We start from the raw sequence: 20,963 nt of genomic DNA, 5'->3' as shown, positions 1-20,963 counted from the left end.
ACGACCGGGAGCTGGCCGTCTCCGCGACCGAACCCGACGAAGACGGCCTCGACTACGTCGCCGCGCGCCTGGTCAGCGGCAAGCTCACCGGCCGGCGCGTCGAGGACACCGTGGACCTCGGCCGGATCGAGAAGGCCGTTCGGGAGATCCTCGTCGCCGTCGGGGAGGACCCGGACCGCGACGGGCTCCAGCAGACCCCGGCCCGGGTGGCCCGCGCGTACGCCGAACTCTTCGCCGGACTGCGCGTCGACCCGGCCCAGGTGCTCAGCACCACGTTCGAGGCCAACCACCAGGAGCTGGTGCTCGTCCGGGACATCGACGTGATGAGCCTCTGCGAGCACCACCTGCTGCCGTTCCGGGGCAGCGCCCACATCGGCTACATCCCGGGGCCGGACGGCCGCATCACCGGCCTGTCCAAGCTGGCCCGGCTGGTCGAGGTCTTCGCCCGCCGGCCGCAGGTCCAGGAGCGGCTCACCTCGCAGATCGCCGACCTGCTGATGGAGCGGCTCGCGCCGCGCGGCGTGGTGGTGGTGCTCGAGTGCGAGCACATGTGCATGGCGATGCGCGGCATCCAGAAGTCGGGCGCCCAGACGATCACCTCGGCCGTGCGGGGCACGCTCCAGCACGACGCCAAGTCGCGCGCCGAGGCGATGGCGCTGATCATCCCCCGCTGACCGACCAACCGACCGGCCGGCCGATCCGCACCGGGGTCGGCCGGCCGTCGCGTGTCGAGGGGCGGCACCGGCACAGCCGCGCGGGTGTGCGCGACGCCCGGCGGCGGTTCCGCTCAGCCGGCCAGCATCGCGAGCAGCAGGCCCGCGCTGACGAGCACGGCCGGGACCAGGCACACCAGCGCGCCGAGCCGGGCCGTGCGGTCGACCCGGCCACCCTCCGCAGGCGGGAAGAGCCGCCCGACGCCGAGCCAGCCCGCCGCGAACGCCATCGCCGGCATCGGCAGCCCGCAGAGCAACGCGGCCACGCTCGCCGCCCCGGTGCCGGTCGTCACGAACAGCGCCACCTGGAGCAGCGGCACCAGCAGCGCCAGCGGCCCGTACAGCAGCAGGTTGCGGGGGCGCGCCGGCCAGGCGGCCAGGCGGGGCAGGCCGCGCGCGGTCAACGCGGCGTCCGCGGCGTCCGCGCGGCCCCGGGCGGCGCGGAGCGCGGCCAGCACCGCGGCCGGCCCGCCCGCCATCGACCGGGCCGCCTCCGTCAGCTCCGGCGGCGTCGGGACCAGCGAGATCGGCGGTACGCCCAACTCGCGCAGCCGGGTCTCCTGCGACGCCAGCCGGGCGCGGACGGCCGTCAGCTCCTCCCGGGCAGCCTGCACCGAGCGGGCCTGCTCCCCGGCGGCGGTGGCCGCGTCGCGGCGTACCCCGTCGAGCTGCCGGGCGGCGGCGAGGTATTCGGTCCACGCGGCGGGCGCCGGGTCGCCGCCCGCCACGGCCTCCGACGCCGCGCCGTCGGGCCGGCCCGACGGCGGCCCGGCGGCCGATCGCTGACGTCCCGGGCCGGCGTGCGCGGCCCTGCTCCGTGCCCCGCTGCGGCTCATGTCGGCTCACCCTCCTCGCCGGCGAAGGGGACCAGTACGGTGCCCTGCTCGCCCGGTGAGTCCCAGAGCACCGCCCGGCCGGGTCGGGGCCGCCACTCCACCGGCCGGCCGAAGACCGACGTGAGCTGGGCGCCGGGCAGATCCACCACGGCCACCGCCGCGAGCTTGTCCACCTCGCCGTCCGGCTCCAGCAGCGCCGCGAAGGACGGCGCCGTGCGCCAGCGGCCGAGCAGGTGCCGGCCGGTGGGCGGCCCCTCGCGCAGCAGCGCGCGCAGCCGCTCCGGGGGCAACTGCTCCGGTGACGGCACGTCCAGGCCGAAGACCACCAGGTAGGCCGGCTCGGCGGAGTCCACGGCGGCGGGCAGGCCGGCGGCGTCCACCGTCTCGACCGGGTGACGGGCGGCCAACTCGGCCGCCAGCGCGTCGGCCAGCGGCCGGCAGTCGGCGTCCGGCGCGGCGAGCACGAAGCGGACGGTCCCCGGCGCGTGGTGGGCGGCGGTGCTGCGGGCCGCGGTGACCAGGAGCCGGGCCGCCTCCGGGCCGGGACCGAGCACGGCCAGGTTGCGCCCCGGCGCCGGCCCGAGCGGCACCGCGACCGTGGTCCGGGCCACATCCACCGCCCGGCCCAGCAGCGCGGCGGGACCGGGCGCCCGCCCGGCCAGCGCCGCCCGGTGCCGGGGGTCGTTGCGCAGCAGCGGGCGGGCGTAGCCGGCGAAGACCACCGGCGGGGTGGCCCCCTCCGGTCGCGCCGACCAGAGCCGGTGCCGCAGCTCCTCGACCGTGTCGGGATGGTCCTGCGGGTCCGGGAAGCGGACCATCCGCTCGTGCCCCCGGATGGCGCCCCGAGGGCCGCCGAGCCCGCCCGCCGTGTTCACCACCGCGCTGCCCACCGGTAGCCCCGCAGCGGAGTCGTTGGTCGGTTCCAGCACCGCGCCGCCGCCGGGCAGCGCCACCCGCACCGGGAACTGCCCCAGCACCGAGTCGCGGTCGGTACGCGAGCCCAGCCCCAGGTCGCCCTCGCCGGCCAGCACCAGGTGCACCCCGTACGCGCGCCCGGTGCGGGCCAGCACGTCCAGCCGGGTGGCGACGTCCGCGGCAAGCCGGTCCCGCTCGGCGAAGAGCAGCGGGAGATTGTCCAGCACGCAGACGATCCGGGGCATGGCCCGGTGCTGCCGCAGCTCGGCGAAGCGCTGCCCGCCCGCCCGGCTGCCCGCCTCCTCCCGGCGGCGCACCTCCGCCGCCAGCTCGTCGAGCAGGCTCAGCACGTACTCCCGGTCGGCGGCCATCGCGGCGGCCCGGACCTGCGGGATCCACGAGCGGTCCCGCTCGGTCTGGAGGAACTCCACGAAGGACTCGGCGTCGGCGAGGTCCACCAGGTAGAGGAGCAGCTCGTCGGGGCCGTACCGGGCGGCCAGCCCCAGCAGCGCCGTGGTGAGGAACGTGGACCGGCCCGCGCCGGAACGGCCGCTGACCAGCCAGTGCGGGGTCAGCTCCGTGAACCCGAGGGACACCTGTCGGCCGCCCGCGTCACCGACGGTCGTCGCGAGCCCGTCCACGGCGGTCGCCGTCCACAGCTCCTCGTCGGGCGCGGGCAACAGGTCGGTCAGGGCCAGCCGGGAACCCGCCTCCACCTGCGCGGCCAATCGGCGGCAGACCGCGTCGACGAGCTCGGCGGGCGGATCCGCCTCGATGAAGACCGGCGAGTTCAGCCCGCCCGGAGGGTCGGCGCCGGGACCCGCGAACGACCCGCCCGGCGGGTCACCCAGCAGCGCGTACGCGTTGCGGACCGCCAGCGTCGTCGCCTGCGGCAGCGGCGCCCGGTCGGCGTACGGGCCCGCCGGGGGCCAACCGGCCACGATCAGGTGCAGCCCGGCGGACCGGCCCTGCTCGGCCAGCGCCTCGACCCGGGCCAGGTCGGTGGGGCCGGTCTGCTCGGGCAGCGCGGCGATCACCAGCAGCAGCGTCCGGTCGTGCCGGCGACGCCCGCTCGCCCCCGGGGCCACCCACTGCTCGGCCTCGGTGAGCACGGCCCGCAGGCCCGCGACGTCCACCGCCGGGGGCGGCAGCAGACCCGCGTCCCCGAGCGCCGCGAACGGCGCCAGCGTCGCACCCGTCGCGTCCACCGCGCGGACCAGCAGCGCCCCGGCCGGCGTCGCCGCCAACACCCGCAACAGTACGGCCCGCAGCAGCCCCGCCACCCGTGGATCCCGGGCGTCGACGTCCACCGCGAGATGCCCCGTGCCGAGCAGCGGCACCAGTGCGGGGAAGCGCGCGTCGTCCAGCGGCGCCGCCGTGCCGACCCGGACGAAGGGTGGCGGCCCCTCGCCGGCCGGTGCGGTCGGAGCGAGCGTCTCCAGGGTGTCACCCGCCCAACCCGGGGCGAGCGCCGCCGCCGCGGACCGGAGCCGGTCGGCGAGCTCGTACTGGCGGTGCTGGTCGGCGGGGACGGGACGGGTGTCGTCGAGGATGCCGGCGGCGGCGGTCGCGGTGGCGGCGGCCCGCCGGTGCAGGGCGGCGGCGCGGTTCGTACGTGCCTTCGGACCGGTCACCGCGTCCACCCCCTCTGCCCGAGGTTGGCAACCCCTCCCCGCGCAGAGACGGTAACCCAGGCGGAGCGGCTCGTCCGGGATGCGCGGCGGCGCTGCGCCGGTGTTGTCGTGGATCTCACCATTGGGGAGTGGTCCGTCACGATCCGCTGCATCTGGGGCATTGGGTCTCCGGCGCCCAGCCGTTAGCCTCAGAGGGTGGAATCAGTGCAGCCCCCCGCCGGTTCCCAGGTCTCCCGCGTACCGGCGCAACGGCCCCCCTCCGACCACCTGGCGCCGCCGGCTCCGGCCCCGGCGCCGGAGCGGCCGAAGCGGCGGACGCGCACTGTGCTCACGGTCGTCGCAAGCGTGCTCGCGGCGCTCTGCCTCGGCGGCGTCGCCGCCGGATTCGTCCTCTACAACCGAGCCGCCGCGCCCGACCGCAGCGCGCCCGACGTGGTGGTGGACAACTACCTCCGGGCCTTCCTCGTCGACCGCAACGACACCCGCGCCGACCTCTACACCTGCCAGGGCACCGGTGAACTCGGGCAGTTGAGGGCGCTGCGCGACGATCTGGTCGCACGCGAGAAGCGGTTCGCCACCACTTTCACGATCAGTTGGGGCAGCCTGCAGGTCGAGGAGCAGGGCAATAGCGCCGAGGTGCAGGTGAACCTGATGATCTCCGCCTACGTGGACGGGATCTCGCAAAGCGACAGACAACCCTGGCGGTTCACCACCCGTCTCGATGACGATTGGCGGGTTTGTGCGGGATCCAGGCTGGCCTGACCCGTCACTCGATCCAGAGCAGGTGGACCGGCACCTCCAGTGTGGTCGGTGACTGGCCCCGCCAGGCCCAGCGGTACCACTCCATCTCCGGCGTGACCCGCACGCAGATGTCCCCGTCGGCGCCCGAGTAGGTCTCGGTGACGGCCCGCAGGTCCCGGTGCTCGACGGACTCCACGACGTGTACCACCCGGCGGCCGGTCACGGCGTCCACCTCGAAGACCGGGGTCGGTGCGCGGTGTGCCGGGGCGTCGAGGGAGACGAGACGGACACCCGCCTCGCGGTTCACCGACGTATCCGACGGCCGGGCTCCCACCGTCTCCACCCAGACCCGCTCGACCGGGACCAGCGGTGCGAAGACCTCCACCTGGTCGGACTCCGCCCGGTACCACTCGTGTTCGGGGATGACCGGTACGTAGGTCCGACTGCCCTGCACCACCCGCTCGTCGGCCCGCAGGTCGCCGCGCCAGCCCAGCCCGGGCAGGCCGACCAGCACCCGCCGCCCACGCAACTCCACCCGGCCGGTGGCCGGCACGATCTCTATCGGTCGGGGTGGCCGGGGGGCCCAGTCCGGTTGGTCGGCGAACGGGTCGGGAAGCGGCTCGTTCATGACGCCGAGCGCCTCATCCGGCGCCCTTGAGCGGCGCGCCCCGCGAGCGCATGAACGGCACCGGGTCGATCGCGCCCCGGCTGCTGCGGTCCTCGTCCTCGTGCACCTCGAAGTGCAGGTGCGGGCCGGAGGAGTTGCCGCTGCTGCCCACCTCGCCGATGACCTCGCCGGCCTCGACGGTCTGGCCGACGGAAACCCGGGGCTTGCTCACCATGTGGCAGTAGCGGGTGATGAAGCCACCGGCGTGCAGGACGTCGACGAACCAGCCGCAGCCGCCCTTGTCCGGCCAGCCGTCGACATCGCAGCTGAGCCGGCCGCGATTGTCCGGGTCACAGCGGGAGACCAGGACGCGACCGGTGGCGGCGACCCGGATCAGGGTGCCCTTCGGGGCCGCGATGTCGACCCCGTTGTGCCCCGGCCGGCTCGCCGTGCGGAAGCCCGACCCCACGCCGCCCGGGATGGGGGCCGTCCAGCCCGAGGCGGCGATCTCTCCCCCGGCAGCCCGGTCGCACGCCTGCCTCCCGCCGACCAGTACGGTACGGGCCGCCCCGCCGGCCAGGGCGTTCACGATCTGGGCGGCCTTCTCCTCGTGTTTGGCGTAGGCGTCCGGGAAAGCGCTGATCTGCACGGCCTGGGCGGCCCGCGTCAGCGGCATACGCTCCCAGCCGGGCAGCTTGACCAGCTTTTCGTAGAACTTCCGGGCGGCGTACTCGGGCGTCATCCGCTGAGCGACGCTGCCCCAGCTCGCCCGCTGCTGGAAGAGGCCGACGGAGTCGTGGTCGGCTCCGACGCCCTCGTTGGGCAGGTTCCCGGACTCGGCGACGGTTCGGTTCGCCAGGTTGCGCAGCCGGGACTCCTGCATGGCCGTCGCCACGGCGATCACCCACCCGCGTGGCGGCACCTTCATCTCCTGCCCCACCTTGATGATCCGAGCGGCGTTGCGCAGCTCGACCTCGCCGTACTGGGACATCCGGGGCATGCTGCCCCGGATGTCGACCCGGAAGTCCTCCGTGCAGTCCATGCTCGCCGGCGTCATCCGGTCGCCGGCGTCGCCGCCCAATTCCGTGAGGAAGAAGGCGCCGGCGCCGCCGGTGCAGCAGAGCAGGGCGAACGTCGCGGCCAGCGCGGCCGCCAGGGCGCCGAGCCGGAGCTGCCGAGGGCGGGATCGGGTCTCGTCGCTCATTCCTGCTCCCAGTCCACCGCGTCCACCAGCCACCGCCCGTCAGGCGCCACCAGTTCGAGGCGGAGCCGTCCCGCGTCGAGCGGGACCAGCACCTCGACGAAGTTCTCGGTTCGGGGTTGGAGCGTGGCCTCACCGGCCACCTGCGCGGCCGGAACCCCCGCGGGGTCGGCGCCCGCCAGCTTCTCGGTCAGCGACGGGGTCGACAGCGGACGCAGCCCTTCCTGCCACTGGTCCGCCGTGACGCCCGGCTTGCCCAACCACGCGGCGACGAACCGCTCGGCGACTTCCTCCGGCGTGGGCTCGCCCGCACGGGTGATCGGGGAGGGGGGAGCGCCCGTCGAGAAGGCCCCGTCGTCACCGGCGGTCGGGGCGACCGTGGTGATGGGTCGGCTCGGGCGGTTGCTGAGCCCGTCCGTCGGATCACCGGGACCGGAGACCAGCCGGGCCGCCCCGATGACCCCGAACACCACGACCGCGAGGGCGAGCGCGATGCCCAGCCGGGACCGGAGCAACCGGGTGACGAGGAATTCAACCGCCCGACGCACCGCACTCACCGCGCCTCGGAGCGGATCCGCGGAGTGGGCCGTTCCGGCTCACGGTCGGCCGAGCCCGGACGGTAGATGACGAACGACGGGCTCTCGTCGGGCACGTCGGGCTCCGTCCAGGTGGCCGGTTGCCGTCGACGGGGCCGGGGCGCGACCGGGCGCGAGGGTTCCCGCTCCGTGGTTTCCGGCGCCTCGGTGGCCTTTTCGCGGCCGTCGGGCCGCTGCCGCTCCTGACCACCGCCGGTGGAGGCGTGCGACGGGTCCTCCCGCCGGGCTTCCGGCCGCAGGGTGCTCCTCTCGGCCACGGCGCCGCGACGCCGACCCTTCGCCGGCTCGGCCGTGCCACCCGGCTCCGCCACATCCAGCCGGGCGGCCGTGCGCATGTCCCGGAAGAACCGTCGGTGCCACGAGCCGGCCGAGCTGACCGCCTCGCTGCTGTCCTTGCCGCCGAGTTGGGTGATCCGCCGGTAGGGACGCAGGAGGAGCCAGCCCACCACGCCGCAGAGCCAGACCAGCACTACCTGCAGCCAGCCCGGCAGCGTCGGCGTGCTCATGATGAGGTCGACCGCGAAGAGGTAGATGGCGGCACCCGTGCCGAAGATGGCGATGTTGAAGACTGCGGCGACCACCGCGTTCCCCAGCCGCCGCAGCCCCGCGCTGGCCGGTCGCAACAGGCCCACCGTACCGAGGATGGGCGCGGCGATCACCGCCCAGCGGAAGATCAGGAACCCCAGCAGCACCAGCAGCGAGGCGGTCAGGTCGAACATCGCGAAGAGCACGGCGGCCAGCACCGCGATGAATCCGGCGCCGATCCGGTCCATGTCCCGGACGCCCTGGAGGTACTCGTACGCCTCCGGGTCCTCCGTCTCGATCTGCTGCGCGACCCGGGCCCACTGCTGCTGCTTCGCCTTGATGGTGGCGTCGCGGGTGGCGGGATTCGACCGGAGCTTCGCCGCCTCCTCCCAGGAGAGCGACTTCGCGTCGTAGAGGGCCGGGCCGTACTTCTTGGCGGTCTCGCTGTCCGCCGAGCCGAGCACCCCCCGCAGCCAGTTGCGGTAGAGCATGGCCTCGGTCGCCGTGTCACTGGCCCGGACGGCGGGCGGTCGCTTGTCGACGCAGGCGTCCGGATTCGGCAGGGCGCATTTGTCGGTGGGGATGTCCTTCGAAGCCGGGCCAACGGCGTCGTGAACCACCCCGAGTGTGGTGACGAGGGTGCCGTCGGCGATGTTGGCCGACTTGACCGGCCAGGCCGCCAGGGCGGTCACGGCCACCATCACCAGCAGCGCCCAACCCGCCGTGGTCATCGCGTTGCTCATGTCCGATTGGCGGGAGCGCCAGAGCAGGTAGAGGCCGACCACGCAGAGCGTGACGATGCCGAAGACGCTGAACACCTTCTGGTAGACGGCCTTGGTCGCCTGGTCCACCAGCGGGTCCGCCCAGCCCCACATCGAGCGCGGGTCCCAGGCGCGCTCCCGCAGCGCGTTCGAGGCGCCGACGATGGCCGTGGCCATCATGAACTCGCCGTTGGCCACGGTGTTGGTGAACTTGTAGTCGGGGTGCAGCACCGCGGTCGCGCAGCCACTGTCGATGTCGTACGTCGAGTAGCTGTAACCGGCGTATCCGTAGTCGCTGTAGAAACCCTTCGGGCCCGGCTTCGTGGCCGACTCCGGCCGTGAGGCGAACCAGCCGGCCAGCCCGGAGTCCGGGGCGCCGGGAGTCGGGGCGTTCCGGCACTTGACTTGCTCGTCGGCCACCTCCTTGAGCTTGGCGACGCACGCGCGGAAGTCGGCCTGCCACTCCTGCGTGGTGCAGAGGTCACTCGCTGCCGCCTGGGCCGTCGGTAGCGCGGCGGAGGCCGGCGTGGCGCCGAGGGCCGGCCAGCCGATCGTGGCCCCGGCGAGTACGCCGAGCGTGAGCAGGAACGCCGCCAGCCGTGCCCGGACCCGCGCCATGTCACGCCTCCAGGTTCGGCAGGACGGCCGGCAGGACCCCGGCGGCCGCGGCGATCGCGGCGGGAGTGGTGTCGAGGTGGTCGAGCAGTCCGTCGACGTACGAGACGTCGACCCGGACCTTCTGCACCCGCCCGTCGACGTCCCGCATCACGAACTCACGGAAGCCGAGCCGGGCGGCCGAGGTCGCGTCCGCGGTGGAGAGCGAGGCCAGGGTGGCCTCGTAGCCGTCGTTGACCGGGACCCGCAGCAGGCGCAGCGCCTCGGAGGCGATCTCCGCGTCCTCGGCGATCCGGCCGACGAAGACGGTGGAGACGAGGTTCTGCACGTCGAGGCCGAGGATGTCCTTCGGGTTCTGCGAGGCCACCAGCGCCGCCAGGTTCCACTTGCGGGAGTCGCGGGCGAGCCGGACCAGGAAGGACCGGCCGGAGCGCCACCCCTCCATGAAGTGCGCCTCGTCCAGGCCGACGAGCTTGCGGGACGACATCGACCCGCCGTAGCAGCGGCGTACCGCCAGCCGGTGCGCGGTGTGCAGCATCGGCAGCGCGAGCGCCTCCTCGGCCGACCAGTATTCCCGCTCGATCTTCAGGTCGGGCAGCCGCAGCCCGGCCATGGTGATCACGGTGAGCGCCGCGTCCGCGCCGAGCAGCCCCTCGGGCGGCCGGCCGAAGAAGAGCATGGCCAGTGGCATCTCGGCGGTGTCCAGCAGCAGGTTGGCCAGTTCCTTGCCGGCGTCGTCGTCGAGTTGGCTGAGGCAGGCGACCACGTCGTCCAGGGTGGAGGTCTCCTCCGCCGGCACCTGGCGTACGGCGTGCCGGAAGAGGGTGGCGGTGGACGCCTCCCGGGCCACCTGCGGGGGCACCAGCATCATGCAGATGTCCTGCACGAGCATGCGCCGCTCGGCGCGGGCGTTGGAGACGGCGATCTCGAACTCCCGGTCGCCCGCCGCCCCGCTGCCGAACTCGCTGCGCAGCGGCGTCGGGATGAGCGAGTACGGCGCCAGGGTGCCGTGCTCGGAGCCGGTCAGGTTCAGCACCCGCGCGTACGGCCGCAGCTCGGGCATGGCGCAGAGCCGGGCCAGCGGGCCGGACGGGTCGAGCAGCGTCACCTGGACGCCGCGCCGGGCCGCCAGGTAACCCAGGGCGCCGAGCAGGGTGGACTTGCCACCGCCCGGCTCGGCGACGAAGACGGCGAGGCCGGAGCGTTCGCGTACTTCCATGGGGAAGTGCAGGTCGAGGAAGACGGGCCGGCGGCAGGTGCCGGCCGTCCGCCCGATCAGGTCGCCGCGCCGGTCGCCGACCGTGGAGGCCGCCTGCGGGAGCGCGGCGGCGAGCAGGTTGACCGGCATCCGCCGGACGTAGCCGGTGTTGGCGATGGGCTCCCCGGGGATGAACTCGCGGGCCAGCCAGTCCTGGTTCTTCGGGTGTTGCAGGGAGATGCGCAGCTCGCGTGAGTAGAGCTGGATCAGCCGCCGGGCCCGCTCCAGGCACTCCTCGCGGGTCCGCCCGCCGACGGCGATGCGGTGCCAGCCGTGTGCGCGGGCGGAGTCGACCGGCAGGCCGGTGGTCATCTCGTCGCCGATCACCAGGGCCCGCTTGGCCAGTCGCTCCAGCTCGGGCGGGGCGTCGATGCCGTGCTCGGCGTAGTCGAGCTGCTGGGACCGGATCATCCGCAGCCGGTGTTCGAGGTTGCGGAAGGAGTCGCCGGAGCCCAGGATGTCGACCCGGGTGGAGAGCTCCATCGGCCAGGGCAGCCGCTCGTGGAAGTGCAGCCAGGGCTCGTGCCGCTCGGGGATCTCCAGCGGCTCCATCCGGCCCACCGCCAGCACGGCGACGTGCCGCTCCTCGCCGGTCATCCGGTTGACGAGCTTGACCGTGGAGCCGTACGGGGTGCGGTAGCGCTCCACCTGCTCGGTGAGGGCGAGCAGGTCGCCGCGTTCCCATCGCCCGTCGGTGATCGGGGAGAGCCGGCCGGGCGGCGCCATGCAGAGCGCCACCGAGCGGTAGAGCAGCCACTCCAGTTCCTGCGCGGTGACCCGCCGCCCGCGCATCCCGAACGCACCGAGCACCTCGTCGAACTGCTCGACGGTGCGCCCGAGCTTGCGGCGTTCGCCCTCGGCCACGCCGCGGCCGAAGGTGCGCAGCAGCCGCTCGGTGAGCGAGTCGCCGAGGGACCGGCGGGCGAAGGTGACACCGAGGTAGGTCTGCCCCTCGGCGTGGTTGACCGAGAGCAGGTGCCGTTGCGCGGCCACCAGGTGGTCGGCCCAGCCGGCGGTGCCGGGGACGTCGGGCAGCGGGGCGGGGGTGTGCGCGTCGATGGTGCGGGCCCACTCGTCGGCCGGGAAGGGCCGGGTGGTGCGCCGCAGGTGCAGCCGGAAGCCGGCCAGACCGGCGTACTGCTCGGAGATCGCCGAGAGCAGCGCCTCCCGCTCCGCGTCCGGTCGGAACGCCCAGCGCACCTCCGGCAGCCAGTACCAGGCGGTGACGGTGTTCGGGGTGAAGGTGAGGTGGCCGGCGATCTCGGTGATGGCCAGTTCGACCGCCGGGTCCCGGTCGCCGAACTTGATTTTCGGTGGCTTGACCCGGACCGGCTTGGTCGGCTGGTTGCGCCGGCCGGCGGAGCGCTGCCGCGGCGGCGTCACCTCCCGACCGGTGCGCTCCGGCAGCCGCTCCCCGGCGTGCCGGGACGGTTGCTCCGCGGGCGGCGGAGCGAGTGGTGCCGGTGGCGGCGGGATCACCCCGGCCGCGGGCTCGTCCGCCGGCGGGCGGAGCGTCGGCAGCCGGTCCCCGGCCTGGTGCGGCACCCGGGCCGACCGGGCGGGCGGCTCGTACGCGACCGTCGGCGGCTCGTGCGACGGCGCCGGCGGCTCGTACGTGACGGCCGAGGGCTCGTGCGACGGGGCCGGCGGCTCGTACGCGACGGCCGGGGGCTCGTGCGACGGGGCCGGCGGCTCGTACGGCACGGCGGGGGGTTCGTCGTCGACGTCGGCCGGCGGGGGGACCACCGTGGGCACCCGGTCGACCGTGCCGACGGACCGGCCGACGGACCGGCCGGCGGGCGGCAGGGCGGGGCCCGGCGGGGGCGGGGCGACCGGCTGCTGCGGGATGGCCGGGTGCTCCCGCCCGGTGACCTGTTGCGGCGGCCGGGCGCCGGGGCGCGTCCCGGCGAACAGGTCGAGGAAGGGCGAGTCGATGTCGGCGGTGTCGGTGACCGGCCCCGGGTCGGCCTGCGGCGCCCGGCGCTGCACCGGGCGGGGCGCCTGGAAGACGCCGACCCCGCCGTGCCCGGGGGTGGCCACGAGGGCCTGGTCGTGGACGACCTCGTCCACCTCGGGGGCTTCTGCGTAGTCGAACGACCGCGCACGGTTACCGTGCGGGGCGGCCGGGCGCCCGGCCGGGGAACCCGGCGTGGAAGAGCGACTCATGCGACCGCCTCACCCGCGTCGTTCGACTGCCTGATCGGCGTACGCCCGGTCATGCCAGTTCCTCCCGGATCCTGATCCGCCTGCCGACCAGGCGGGGGTCCCGCTGCTCGGCGGCCGGCTCCCGGGTCCGTCGCCAGTCGGTCAGCGCGGTGCGGATCACCATGCGCGCCGGCCGGTCCGGGTCGACGTACCGGAAGATGAACGAGGTGGTCACGATGGCGAGCGCGATCTCCCAGGCCGGGAAGAGCTCGACCTGCAACGTGAACAACCAGTGGATGAACATGTAGAGGGGGACGAGCAGCATGAACAGCCCGTACTGGGCGTAGGGCAGGTGGACCGGAAGGGTGTAGCCGGGCGGCCCGAGGTAGACCAGGCGAGCCCGGTAGATGTCGTCGTCGGTGCGCAGCCGCATCTCGTGCCCGCGCCTATTCGAAGATCAGGTCGATCAGGTAGTCGCCGATGAAGAAGAGCGTGGCGGCTCCGGCGATGAAGGCGAGCCCGACGATCGCGATGGCCGAGCTGGTCAGCACCTTCGAGATCTCGCCCCGGCTGGCCCGGCCGATGAAGATGACCCCCAGCACGGCCAGCAGGATCGGGGCGATCTTGCTGGCGAAGAACGTGACGACACCCTCGGTGTCGATGCCCTTCGGCGCCGGCTCGGCGAGTGGAGTCGACGCCAGGGTGGAGAGCGTGTGGGCGGCGGCGGACGTCACCGTCTCCATCAGCTCGATGGCGATCACTGGAACCTCCCCAAGTCGCGGCCGGCGGTGCCGCGGTGGTGCAGTAGGCATGCCTGGCGGGAATGCTGGTCACTGGGCGTAGCGTCGGCGACCCTGCGTTCGTTACCCACCACGGAGGGTGGTGAGCTTTGGGCGGATTTTCCCGCTTCGGCCCTCCCTCCAGGCTTCGCCATCTCGATGCCGGGCAATTCCAAAGCGTACGGGCAGGCACTCTTTGCGACAAGCCGCGAAGAGTCTGCCCGATCCGGCCCGGACGACCGATCGTACACCCGTTCGAATGCGCATGTCACCGCCCTCGACCCGGCCCCTCCGGGGCGCTCCGGGCGACCGGTACCGTCTAGTCGTGACCGATCTGGTACGGGCCGCGGCTCCGGTGGTGATGGGCGTCCTCAACGTCACGCCCGACTCCTTCTCCGACGGCGGACGGTACGCCGACCTCGACGCCGCCGTCGGACACGGCGTGCGCCTGCGGGCCGACGGCGCGCACCTGGTGGACGTCGGCGGCGAGTCCACCCGGCCCGGCTCCGACCGGGTCGACGCGGACACCGAGACGGCCCGGGTGCTGCCGGTCGTCCGGGAGCTGGCCGCCGCCGGCGTGCCGGTCAGCATCGACACCACCCGCGCGCGGGTCGCCGAGGCGGCCCTCGCCGCCGGGGCGGCCGTGGTCAACGACGTCTCCGGTGGCCTCGCCGACCCCGACATGGCCCGCGTGGTCCGGGACGCCGGCTGCCCCTGGGTGCTCATGCACTGGCGGGGCCACGCCCGCGAGATGGGCGAGCTGGCCCGCTACACCGACGTGGTCGCCGACGTCCGCGCCGAGCTGGGCCGGCGCATCGACGAGGCGCTGCGGGCCGGGGTCGCCGCCGACCGGATCGTGATCGACCCCGGGCTCGGCTTCGCGAAGACGGCCGCGCACAACTGGGAGCTGAGCGCCCGCCTGCCCGAGCTGCTGGACCTCGGCTTCCCGCTGCTCTTCGCGTCCAGCCGCAAGGCGTACCTGGGCAGGCTGCTGGCCGGCCCCGACGGCGGCCCCCGGCCGACGGACGGCCGGGACGTGGCCACCGTCGCCACCAGCCTGCTCGCGGTGGCCGCCGGCGCCTGGGGCGTGCGCGTGCACGATGTGCGCGCCACCGTCGACGCCCTCGCCGTCTGGCGGGCGACGGGCGCGCCCCGCCTGGCGCCCGCGACCACCGGCGCGGCCCACGCGGGCACCGGCCGGGCGGACAGCACCGCCGACCACGGAGGAGACCGATGACCGACCGCATCGAGCTGACCGGCCTGCGGGCGCACGGCCGGCACGGGGTGTACGACTTCGAACGCGCCCAGGGCCAGGACTTCGTCGTCGACGCCGTCCTGGAGATGGACCTGGGCCCGGCGGCGCGCTCCGACGAGGTGACCGACACCGTCCACTACGGCGAGTTGGCCGAGCGCCTGGTCGCCGTCGTCACCGGCGAACCGGTCAACCTGATCGAGACGCTCGCCGACCGGCTGCTGGCCGTCTGCCTGGCCGACCCCCGGGTCGAGGCCGCCACGGTCACCGTGCACAAGCCGGAGGCGCCCGTCCCGCACACCTTCACCGACGTGGCCGTCACCATGACCCGGCGGCGGGACCGGTGACCCGCGCCGTCCTCTCCCTCGGCAGCAATCTCGGCGACCGGCTGGCGCACCTGCGCTCGGCCGTGTCGGCGTTCGGCGACGACGTGCTCCTGGTCTCCGGCGTCTACGAGACTCCACCGTGGGGGGACGCGGACCAGCCGGCGTACCTCAACGCGGTGCTGCTCGCCGAGGACCCGGCCGCGACGCCGCGCGACTGGCTGGAGCGTGCCCGGGCCGCGGAGCGCGCCGCCGGACGGACCCGCGACCCGGAGCGCCGCTTCGGGCCGCGCACCCTGGACGTCGACGTCATCGCCGTCTGGTCCGACGACGAGCCGGTGCTCAGCGACGACCCGGAGCTCACCCTGCCGCACCCCCGGGCGCACCTGCGGGCCTTCGTGCTGCGGCCGTGGATCGACATCCAGCCGTACGGCCGGCTGCCCGGGCACGGTTGGCTGACCGACCTGCTCAACACCGGCCCGGCGGCCGCCGACGCCCTGGATCTGCGCCCCCGGCCGGATCTGGCGATAGAGTCGACGGCATGACCCAGTGGAGCCGGCCGGCATGACGCAGGCGCGATCCCCACGCCCGGGCGGGACGGGTCCCGACCGGTCCCGGATGGGCCCGACCCGGATCTCCACCCTGGTGGTGGCCGGCCTCGCCGCCGCCGCGGTGGCCTGGCTGCTGATCAGCATCCTCTACTACGACTACCTGCCCGACCTGCCCTGGCTGCCGGTGGTGACCCTGGCGACGCTCGCCGTGCTGGAGGCGTACGCCGCGGTCAACACCCGGGGGCGGATCGAGCGCCGACCGGGCCGCGAACCGGTCAACCCGCTGCTGGTCGCCCGCTTCGTGGTGCTGGCCAAGGCGTCGTCGCTGGCCGGTGCCATCTTCGCCGGCTTCTACGCCGGGCTGACCGGCTGGCTCTTCGTCGAGCGCACGGACGCCGCCATGGACGACCGGCCGATCGCCGGCGCCGGCCTGCTCGCCGGGTTGGCCCTGGTGGCGGCGGCGCTCTGGCTGGAGCGCTCCTGCCGCGTACCGGAGCAGGAGGACGACGAGGACCGCGAGCCCGGCGACCGGGAGAACCGCCCCGGCCCGCGCTGACGCCGGGGGTTACGCCCGGCCTCCCGCACGGGTACGGTGCCTGCGACCGGAGAGCAACGGCCGCCCCGGCCCGCCGGCGCGTCGGACCTGGACGAGCGGCCATGTGGGAGGCGGCGGTTATGGGGTACGACGAACCGGGGCGCGACTCCTCCGCCGAGCCCTCGTCCGGCATCCCCGCAGCCGTCCTGGAGAACGTCTTCGACGACCCGGCGCACGGGGAACCCGGCCGGGACCGGTTCGCCGTCCACGTCGTCTGGGAGTTGCTGCTCCTCACCGCGCTGGCCGTCGGGACGTTCCTGCTCTGGCGGGAGAGCCCGGACGCGCTGCGCGGGGCCGGGCTGCGCTCGCTGCTGCTCGACGCGGTCGTGCTCGGGCTGCTGGCGCTGGCCGCCGGGTTGAGCCTGCGCACCGCCGCGGTGAACCTGGCGGTCGGCCCCGTGGCGGTCGCCGCCGCGCTGCACGTCGCCGAGCAGGGCGACCGGGGCGTCACGGCGGCCGCCGGGCCGGCCGTCGCGGTCGCCGCGCTGGGCGGGCTGGCCCTGGCGCTGGCCGTGGTGGTGCTGCACGTCCCCGGCTGGGCCGCCAGCCTCGCCGGCGCGGCGGGGGTGGTCGTGTACGTGGAGCAGCGCTCCGCGCCGGTCCTGCCGCAGGGCGACTACGACCCCGGACGCGGCGCGCTGCACCTCTTCGCCGGGTTCGCGGCGGTCGCCGTGCTCGGCGGGTTGTTCGGGGCGGTGCGGGCGATCCGCCGGCTGCTCGGTCGGTTCCGCCCGGTGGCCGACCCGGCCCGCCGCCGCGGCGTCGTGGCGGCCGTGGTCACCTCGGGCGCGCTCGTCGGCTCCACGGTGCTCGCCGCGCTCGCCGGTATGCTCACCGCCTCCCGCGCCACCGGGCCGGTCGCGCCCGACGCCGGGCTGGACTGGACGGTGCTGGCGGTCGGCATGGCGCTGCTCGCCGGCACCAGTGCGTACGGTCGGCGGGCCGGCGTGTTCGGCACCCTGCTGGCGGTCTGCCTGGTCGCGGTCCTCCTCGCGTACGCGCAGGCCCGGGGCTGGACGGTGAGCCGGTGGGCGGTCGGGGCGGCGGCGCTCGGCGTCGGGTTGCTGGCCACCCGCCTGGTCGAGGCGTACGGGCGGCCGACGGCCGGGGCGGCGGCGGAACCGGTCCCCGTCGGCGACAGCCGGATCGGCGCGGGCTGGACGGCGCCCCGGCCCGACCCGGTCGGCGACTGGCCGCCCGCCCTGCCGGCGCAGTCCACCGAGAGCCCGGTGGACCCGTGGAACGTGCCGCAGTGGGAGACGGGGCCACGCCGGTGGGACAGCGGCGACCGGTGAGCCGGCGCGACCGCAGCCGGGTGGCGGGGTGCCGCGTCCACCCGGCCGGGAGTGATCTCGCCGGTTAGGCTCGGCGGCATGACCGACACACCATCGAGCTCCGCCGGCCCGTCGTTCGACGAGCTCGACGCGCTCTCCACAGAGGAGCTGCGGGAGCGGGCCTTCGCGGTCGCCCGGGAGCGCCGCGACGTGGGCTTCTTCTGGTCGGTGCTGCGGCACCTGCCGAACGCGGACGAGGCCGCCGCCCTGGACGGCGCGCCCAACTCGGTCGGGCCGACGATCGACGAGGCCGCGGCGCTGTGGCGGGAGCTGACCGGGCACGGCTACGAGGAGTCGGCGCCGCTGCTGCGGGCCGCCTTCATCGACTACCTGACGAAGCACCCGCGGAGGTGACGGCGACCGGCGGCTCCGGGCAGGTTTGCCCCCCGAGGTCCGCCGGGAACTGATCCGATCATGGCGCTCACCAACCCGCCGCGTGCCGGCGGCCGTTACGGGACGGCGGCGGGCACGGGCGCGCTCGCCGCGCTCCTGCTGGTCGCGGTCTGCGGCAGCCCGGCGTACGTCGGCTGGGCCGCGGGCACCGACCCCAACTCCGCCGGCGGCTGGTTCCTGCAGCTGCTCGCCTGGCCGGCCTGGCGACTCGACGGCGACGGGGCGGCCGGTGGCCTGCTCACCTCGAACCTGCGAGCCGTCCTGCTGGTGATCCTCGCGGCGGTCTTCCTCTACCTGCTGCCCGCCTCGCAGGTGGCGCGGGTGCAGGGGTCGGCGAGCCAGTTCTTCTCCGGCTGGGCCGCGTACGTGCTGGCCAGCGGCTTCGCCTCGCTGCTCGCCGCCTTCCTCGGCCCCGACCCGGCGCTGCTCACCGCCGTCCAGTCGGCCGGCGCCGGCGCGACGTACGGCTTCCTCTCCGGCTGGATCATCGGCACGGCCAGCCTCGGCGGCCGCGCGTGACGCCGCCCGCCCCGCGAGGTTCCCGGCCGGGCCCTCGCCGGTGACCTGAACCCGCCGACGCCGGCCGACCCGGTCGGCGACGCGGCCGTCGCGGTCAGCTGTCGGGCCGGCCGAGTTCGAGCAGCCGCGTCCGGCTGAGCACGCCCACCGGCCGCCCCTCGTCGGTCACCACCACCCGGTCCGCGGCCGAGGTCAGCAGCGCCCCCAGGGCGTCGTACGCCGAACCGCCCAGCGGCACCGTCGGCAGGTCCGCCACCCCGGTCGCGGGCAGCGGTTCGACGGCCTCACCGGCGAGCGGGGTGACCGCCAGCCGGCGGATGCCCCGGTCGGCGCCGACGAACTCGCGGACGAAGGGCGTGGCCGGCGCGCCGAGCACGGCGGCCGGGGTGTCGTACTGCTCCAGGCGGCCACCCTGGGAGAGCACCGCGATCCGGTCGCCCAGCCGCACCGCCTCGTCCAGGTCGTGGGTGACCAGCACGATCGTCTTGCGCACCTCGGCCTGCAGCCGGAGGAACTCCTCCTGCAGCCGGGTCCGGGCGATCGGGTCGACGGCCGAGAACGGCTCGTCCATCAACAGCACCACCGGGTCGGCGGCGAGGGCCCGGGCCACCCCGACCCGCTGCCGCTGCCCACCGGAGAGTTCGTGCGGGTAGCGGCGGCCGAACGTCGCCGGGTCGAGCCCCACCAGCTCCAGCAGCTCCTCGACGCGGCGGCGGCTGCGCTCGCGGGGCCAGCCGAGCAGCCGGGGCACGGTGGCGACGTTGACGCTGACCGTCTGGTGCGGAAAGAGCCCGACGTTCTGGATCACGTAGCCGATCCGGCGGCGCAGGCGTACGGGGTCCACGCGGGTGACGTCCTCGCCGTCGAGCAGGATGCGCCCGCCGGTCGGCTCGATCAGCCGGTTGACCATCCGCAGCACCGTGGACTTGCCGCAGCCCGACGGTCCGATGAGCACCACCAGCTCGCCCGCCTTGATGTCCAGGCTCAGCTCGCGTACGGCCTCGGTGCCGTCCGGATAGCGCTTGTGGATGCCCTCCAGTGCGATCGACGCCGCGCGCGGCCCGTCGTGACCCGTGGTTGCCGGGGTAACGTCCACCCATGTCCTTCCGCCTGAGCTACCGGGCCGACCCGGGTAACCCGTGGTTCTCCTGGCAGTACGTGCGGGACAACTCTGACACGATCCTCGCCGCCGTGCGGGAGCACGCCTCGCTGACGGTGCGCGCGGTGCTGATCGCCGCCCTGATCGCCCTGCCGCTGGCCGTGGCCGCGTACTGGTTCCGCTCGCTGGCCGGGCCGGTGCTGGCCCTCACCGGCGTGCTCTACACGGTCCCGTCGCTGGCGCTGTTCGCGTTCATCGCGCCCTACCTGGGCATCGGCGCCGTGACGGTGCTCAGCGTGGTGGTCCTCTACGCGCTGCTGGTGATCGTCCGCAACGCCGTCGCCGGGCTCAACCAGGTGCCCCCCGAGGTCCGCGAGGCGGCCGAGGGAATGGGGTACGGCCGCTGGGGCCGGCTGTTCCGGGTCGAGCTGCCGCTGGCGCTGCCGGGCATCCTCACCGGGCTGCGGCTGGCCACGGTCTCCACGGTGGCCCTGGTGACCGTGGGTGTGGTGATCGGGCGGGGCGGGCTCGGGCAGCTGATCTTCGCCGGTTTCCAGAACAACTTCTACAAGGCGCAGATCATGACGGGGACCCTGCTCTGCGTCCTGCTCGCCCTGGTGCTCGACCTGATCCTGGCCGGCGTGGGCCGGCTGTTGACCCCGTGGCTGCGGAGAAGGACGGCGTGAGCGTGAGGGATGCGGCGCGGCGGAGTGGCGCGGTGGCGAACGGAAGGCGAGCCCGATGAACCCCGTCGAGGCGGCGCTGGTCTGGCTCAACGACCCGCTGAACTGGACCAACCCGGGCGGGATCCTGGACCGGCTCGGCGAGCACCTGTCGATGTCGGCGGCGGCGGTGGCGCTGGGCTGCCTGGTCGCCTGGCCGATCGGGCTCTGGCTCGGGCACACGGGTCGGGGCGGCGGCCTGGTGGTGCTGGTGTCGAACGTCACGCTCGCGGTGCCGACGCTGGCCCTGCTCACCATCCTGCCGCTGACCTTCCTCGGCTTCGGCCGGCCGTCGGTGGTGGTCGCGCTGGCGGTCTTCGCGGTGCCGCCGCTGCTGGCCAACGCGTACACGGGGGTGCGGCAGGCCGATCCGGAGGCCCGCGACGCGGCCCGCGGGATGGGCTTCTCCGGGTGGCAACTGCTGCGCCGGGTCGAGCTGCCGCTGGCGGTGCCCTACCTGGCGGCCGGGTTCCGGACCGCGGCGGTGCAGGTGGTGGCCACCGCCGCGCTGGCCTCCTTCGTCAACGGCGGCGGCCTCGGCCAGATCATCCGCGCCGGCTTCGGGCTGGACATCGCCGCCGGCGGCGGCCAGATCCTCGCGGGCGGCGTCCTGGTGGCCGGGCTGGCCATCCTGGTCGAGCTGGTGCTGGCGCTGGTCGAGCGGCTGGTCACCCCGCGCCCGCTGCGCGTCACCCGGCGCCGGGCCCGCAGACGGGCGGCGGACGCGCTGGCCGGGGGCTGACGCCGTTCGTCCCGGCTGGCGCCGTCCGCTGCCGGGAACGCGCCGGGGCGGCTGATGGCCGGTGACGATCCGGTGACAAAGCCCTCCCCGGGTTGTCGGACCCACGT

At 74.9% G+C, this 20,963-nt stretch carries 21 protein-coding genes; 11 read left to right on the top strand and 10 right to left on the bottom strand.

Annotated elements, in window-relative coordinates; genetic code table 11:
- Positions 1-11 precede the first annotated feature (11 nt).
- On the top strand, positions 12-674 hold the full coding sequence (gene folE / locus ACGF7U_RS27305) for a GTP cyclohydrolase I FolE (RefSeq protein ID WP_393111560.1): 663 nt from the start codon (positions 12-14) through the stop codon (positions 672-674).
- Between the two features lie 113 nt (positions 675-787).
- Here the strand turns inward: folE and ACGF7U_RS27300 are convergent, their stop codons facing one another.
- Entirely contained in the window at positions 788-1,549 is a 762-nt protein-coding gene (locus ACGF7U_RS27300) for a hypothetical protein (RefSeq protein WP_393111408.1), read from the bottom strand.
- Positions 1,546-4,107, bottom strand: a complete 2,562-nt coding sequence (locus ACGF7U_RS27295; RefSeq protein WP_393111406.1) for an FtsK/SpoIIIE domain-containing protein — start codon at positions 4,105-4,107, stop codon at positions 1,546-1,548. The genes ACGF7U_RS27300 and ACGF7U_RS27295 overlap by 4 nt, the downstream gene beginning before the upstream one ends.
- Positions 4,108-4,302: 195 nt before the next feature.
- Here ACGF7U_RS27295 and ACGF7U_RS27290 point away from each other — a divergent pair, with 195 nt between their 5' ends.
- Complete coding sequence (locus tag ACGF7U_RS27290; RefSeq protein WP_393111558.1) at positions 4,303-4,860, top strand: hypothetical protein; 558 nt, start codon at positions 4,303-4,305, stop codon at positions 4,858-4,860.
- A gap of 4 nt (positions 4,861-4,864) precedes the next feature.
- Here the strand turns inward: ACGF7U_RS27290 and ACGF7U_RS27285 are convergent, their stop codons facing one another.
- The 7 genes from ACGF7U_RS27285 to ACGF7U_RS27255 are packed head-to-tail and all read right to left on the bottom strand — an operon-like array spanning position 4,865 to position 13,308.
- Positions 4,865-5,467, bottom strand: coding sequence for a hypothetical protein (locus tag ACGF7U_RS27285; protein ID WP_393111404.1), 603 nt, complete (start codon positions 5,465-5,467; stop codon positions 4,865-4,867).
- A 13-nt stretch (positions 5,468-5,480) separates the two neighbouring features.
- Positions 5,481-6,650 carry a M23 family metallopeptidase gene (locus ACGF7U_RS27280; protein WP_393111402.1) on the bottom strand — a complete coding sequence of 390 codons (1,170 nt, stop codon included), beginning with the start codon at positions 6,648-6,650 and terminating at the stop codon, positions 5,481-5,483.
- Positions 6,647-7,204, bottom strand: a complete 558-nt coding sequence (locus tag ACGF7U_RS27275) for a hypothetical protein (RefSeq protein WP_393111400.1) — start codon at positions 7,202-7,204, stop codon at positions 6,647-6,649. The genes ACGF7U_RS27280 and ACGF7U_RS27275 overlap by 4 nt, the downstream gene beginning before the upstream one ends.
- Positions 7,201-9,147 (bottom strand): MFS transporter, encoded by a 1,947-nt coding sequence (locus ACGF7U_RS27270; protein ID WP_393111398.1) that lies wholly within the window; start codon positions 9,145-9,147, stop codon positions 7,201-7,203. The genes ACGF7U_RS27275 and ACGF7U_RS27270 overlap by 4 nt, the downstream gene beginning before the upstream one ends.
- A 1-nt stretch (position 9,148) precedes the next feature.
- A complete protein-coding gene (locus ACGF7U_RS27265) occupies positions 9,149-12,568 on the bottom strand; it encodes an ATP-binding protein (protein ID WP_393111396.1) in 3,420 nt (1,139 codons plus the stop codon).
- Positions 12,569-12,617: 49 nt separating this feature from the next.
- Entirely contained in the window at positions 12,618-12,980 is a 363-nt protein-coding gene (locus ACGF7U_RS27260) for a hypothetical protein (protein WP_393111394.1), read from the bottom strand.
- Positions 12,981-12,993: 13 nt separating this feature from the next.
- Positions 12,994-13,308: a hypothetical protein gene (locus ACGF7U_RS27255; RefSeq protein ID WP_091101477.1), complete on the bottom strand. Its 315-nt coding sequence runs from the start codon at positions 13,306-13,308 to the stop codon at positions 12,994-12,996.
- Positions 13,309-13,651: 343 nt separating this feature from the next.
- Here ACGF7U_RS27255 and folP point away from each other — a divergent pair, with 343 nt between their 5' ends.
- The 7 genes from folP to ACGF7U_RS27220 all read left to right on the top strand — a co-directional run bounded on the left by folP (position 13,652) and on the right by ACGF7U_RS27220 (position 18,293).
- Complete coding sequence (gene folP, locus ACGF7U_RS27250) at positions 13,652-14,563, top strand: dihydropteroate synthase (protein ID WP_393111392.1); 912 nt, start codon at positions 13,652-13,654, stop codon at positions 14,561-14,563.
- Positions 14,560-14,925: a dihydroneopterin aldolase gene (gene folB / locus ACGF7U_RS27245; protein ID WP_393111390.1), complete on the top strand. Its 366-nt coding sequence runs from the start codon at positions 14,560-14,562 to the stop codon at positions 14,923-14,925. The genes folP and folB overlap by 4 nt, the downstream gene beginning before the upstream one ends.
- Positions 14,922-15,446, top strand: coding sequence for a 2-amino-4-hydroxy-6-hydroxymethyldihydropteridine diphosphokinase (gene folK / locus ACGF7U_RS27240; RefSeq protein ID WP_393111388.1), 525 nt, complete (start codon positions 14,922-14,924; stop codon positions 15,444-15,446). The genes folB and folK overlap by 4 nt, the downstream gene beginning before the upstream one ends.
- A gap of 19 nt (positions 15,447-15,465) precedes the next feature.
- Positions 15,466-16,008, top strand: a complete 543-nt coding sequence (locus tag ACGF7U_RS27235; protein WP_393111386.1) for a DUF3180 domain-containing protein — start codon at positions 15,466-15,468, stop codon at positions 16,006-16,008.
- Positions 16,009-16,127: 119 nt separating this feature from the next.
- A complete protein-coding gene (locus ACGF7U_RS27230; protein ID WP_393111384.1) occupies positions 16,128-17,342 on the top strand; it encodes an ABC transporter permease in 1,215 nt (404 codons plus the stop codon).
- Between the two features lie 78 nt (positions 17,343-17,420).
- Complete coding sequence (locus ACGF7U_RS27225; RefSeq protein WP_393111382.1) at positions 17,421-17,735, top strand: hypothetical protein; 315 nt, start codon at positions 17,421-17,423, stop codon at positions 17,733-17,735.
- A gap of 60 nt (positions 17,736-17,795) precedes the next feature.
- Positions 17,796-18,293, top strand: a complete 498-nt coding sequence (locus tag ACGF7U_RS27220) for a hypothetical protein (RefSeq protein ID WP_393111380.1) — start codon at positions 17,796-17,798, stop codon at positions 18,291-18,293.
- Between the two features lie 94 nt (positions 18,294-18,387).
- On the opposite strand, the gene ACGF7U_RS27215 is transcribed toward ACGF7U_RS27220, so the two are convergent.
- Positions 18,388-19,389, bottom strand: a complete 1,002-nt coding sequence (locus ACGF7U_RS27215) for an ABC transporter ATP-binding protein (RefSeq protein ID WP_393111378.1) — start codon at positions 19,387-19,389, stop codon at positions 18,388-18,390.
- 2 nt (positions 19,390-19,391) lie between these two features.
- On the opposite strand from ACGF7U_RS27215, the gene ACGF7U_RS27210 reads away from it, so the two are divergent.
- Positions 19,392-20,078, top strand: a complete 687-nt coding sequence (locus ACGF7U_RS27210) for an ABC transporter permease (protein ID WP_393111376.1) — start codon at positions 19,392-19,394, stop codon at positions 20,076-20,078.
- Between the two features lie 55 nt (positions 20,079-20,133).
- Positions 20,134-20,856, top strand: a complete 723-nt coding sequence (locus ACGF7U_RS27205; RefSeq protein WP_393111374.1) for an ABC transporter permease — start codon at positions 20,134-20,136, stop codon at positions 20,854-20,856.
- Positions 20,857-20,963 lie beyond the last annotated feature (107 nt).

It is taken from the genome of Micromonospora sp. NPDC047670 (assembly GCF_043204915.1).
GTDB lineage: Bacteria > Actinomycetota > Actinomycetes > Mycobacteriales > Micromonosporaceae > Micromonospora.
The sequence above is the reverse complement of the archived record's forward strand: the minus strand, read 5'-3'. Positions and strand labels throughout refer to the sequence as shown.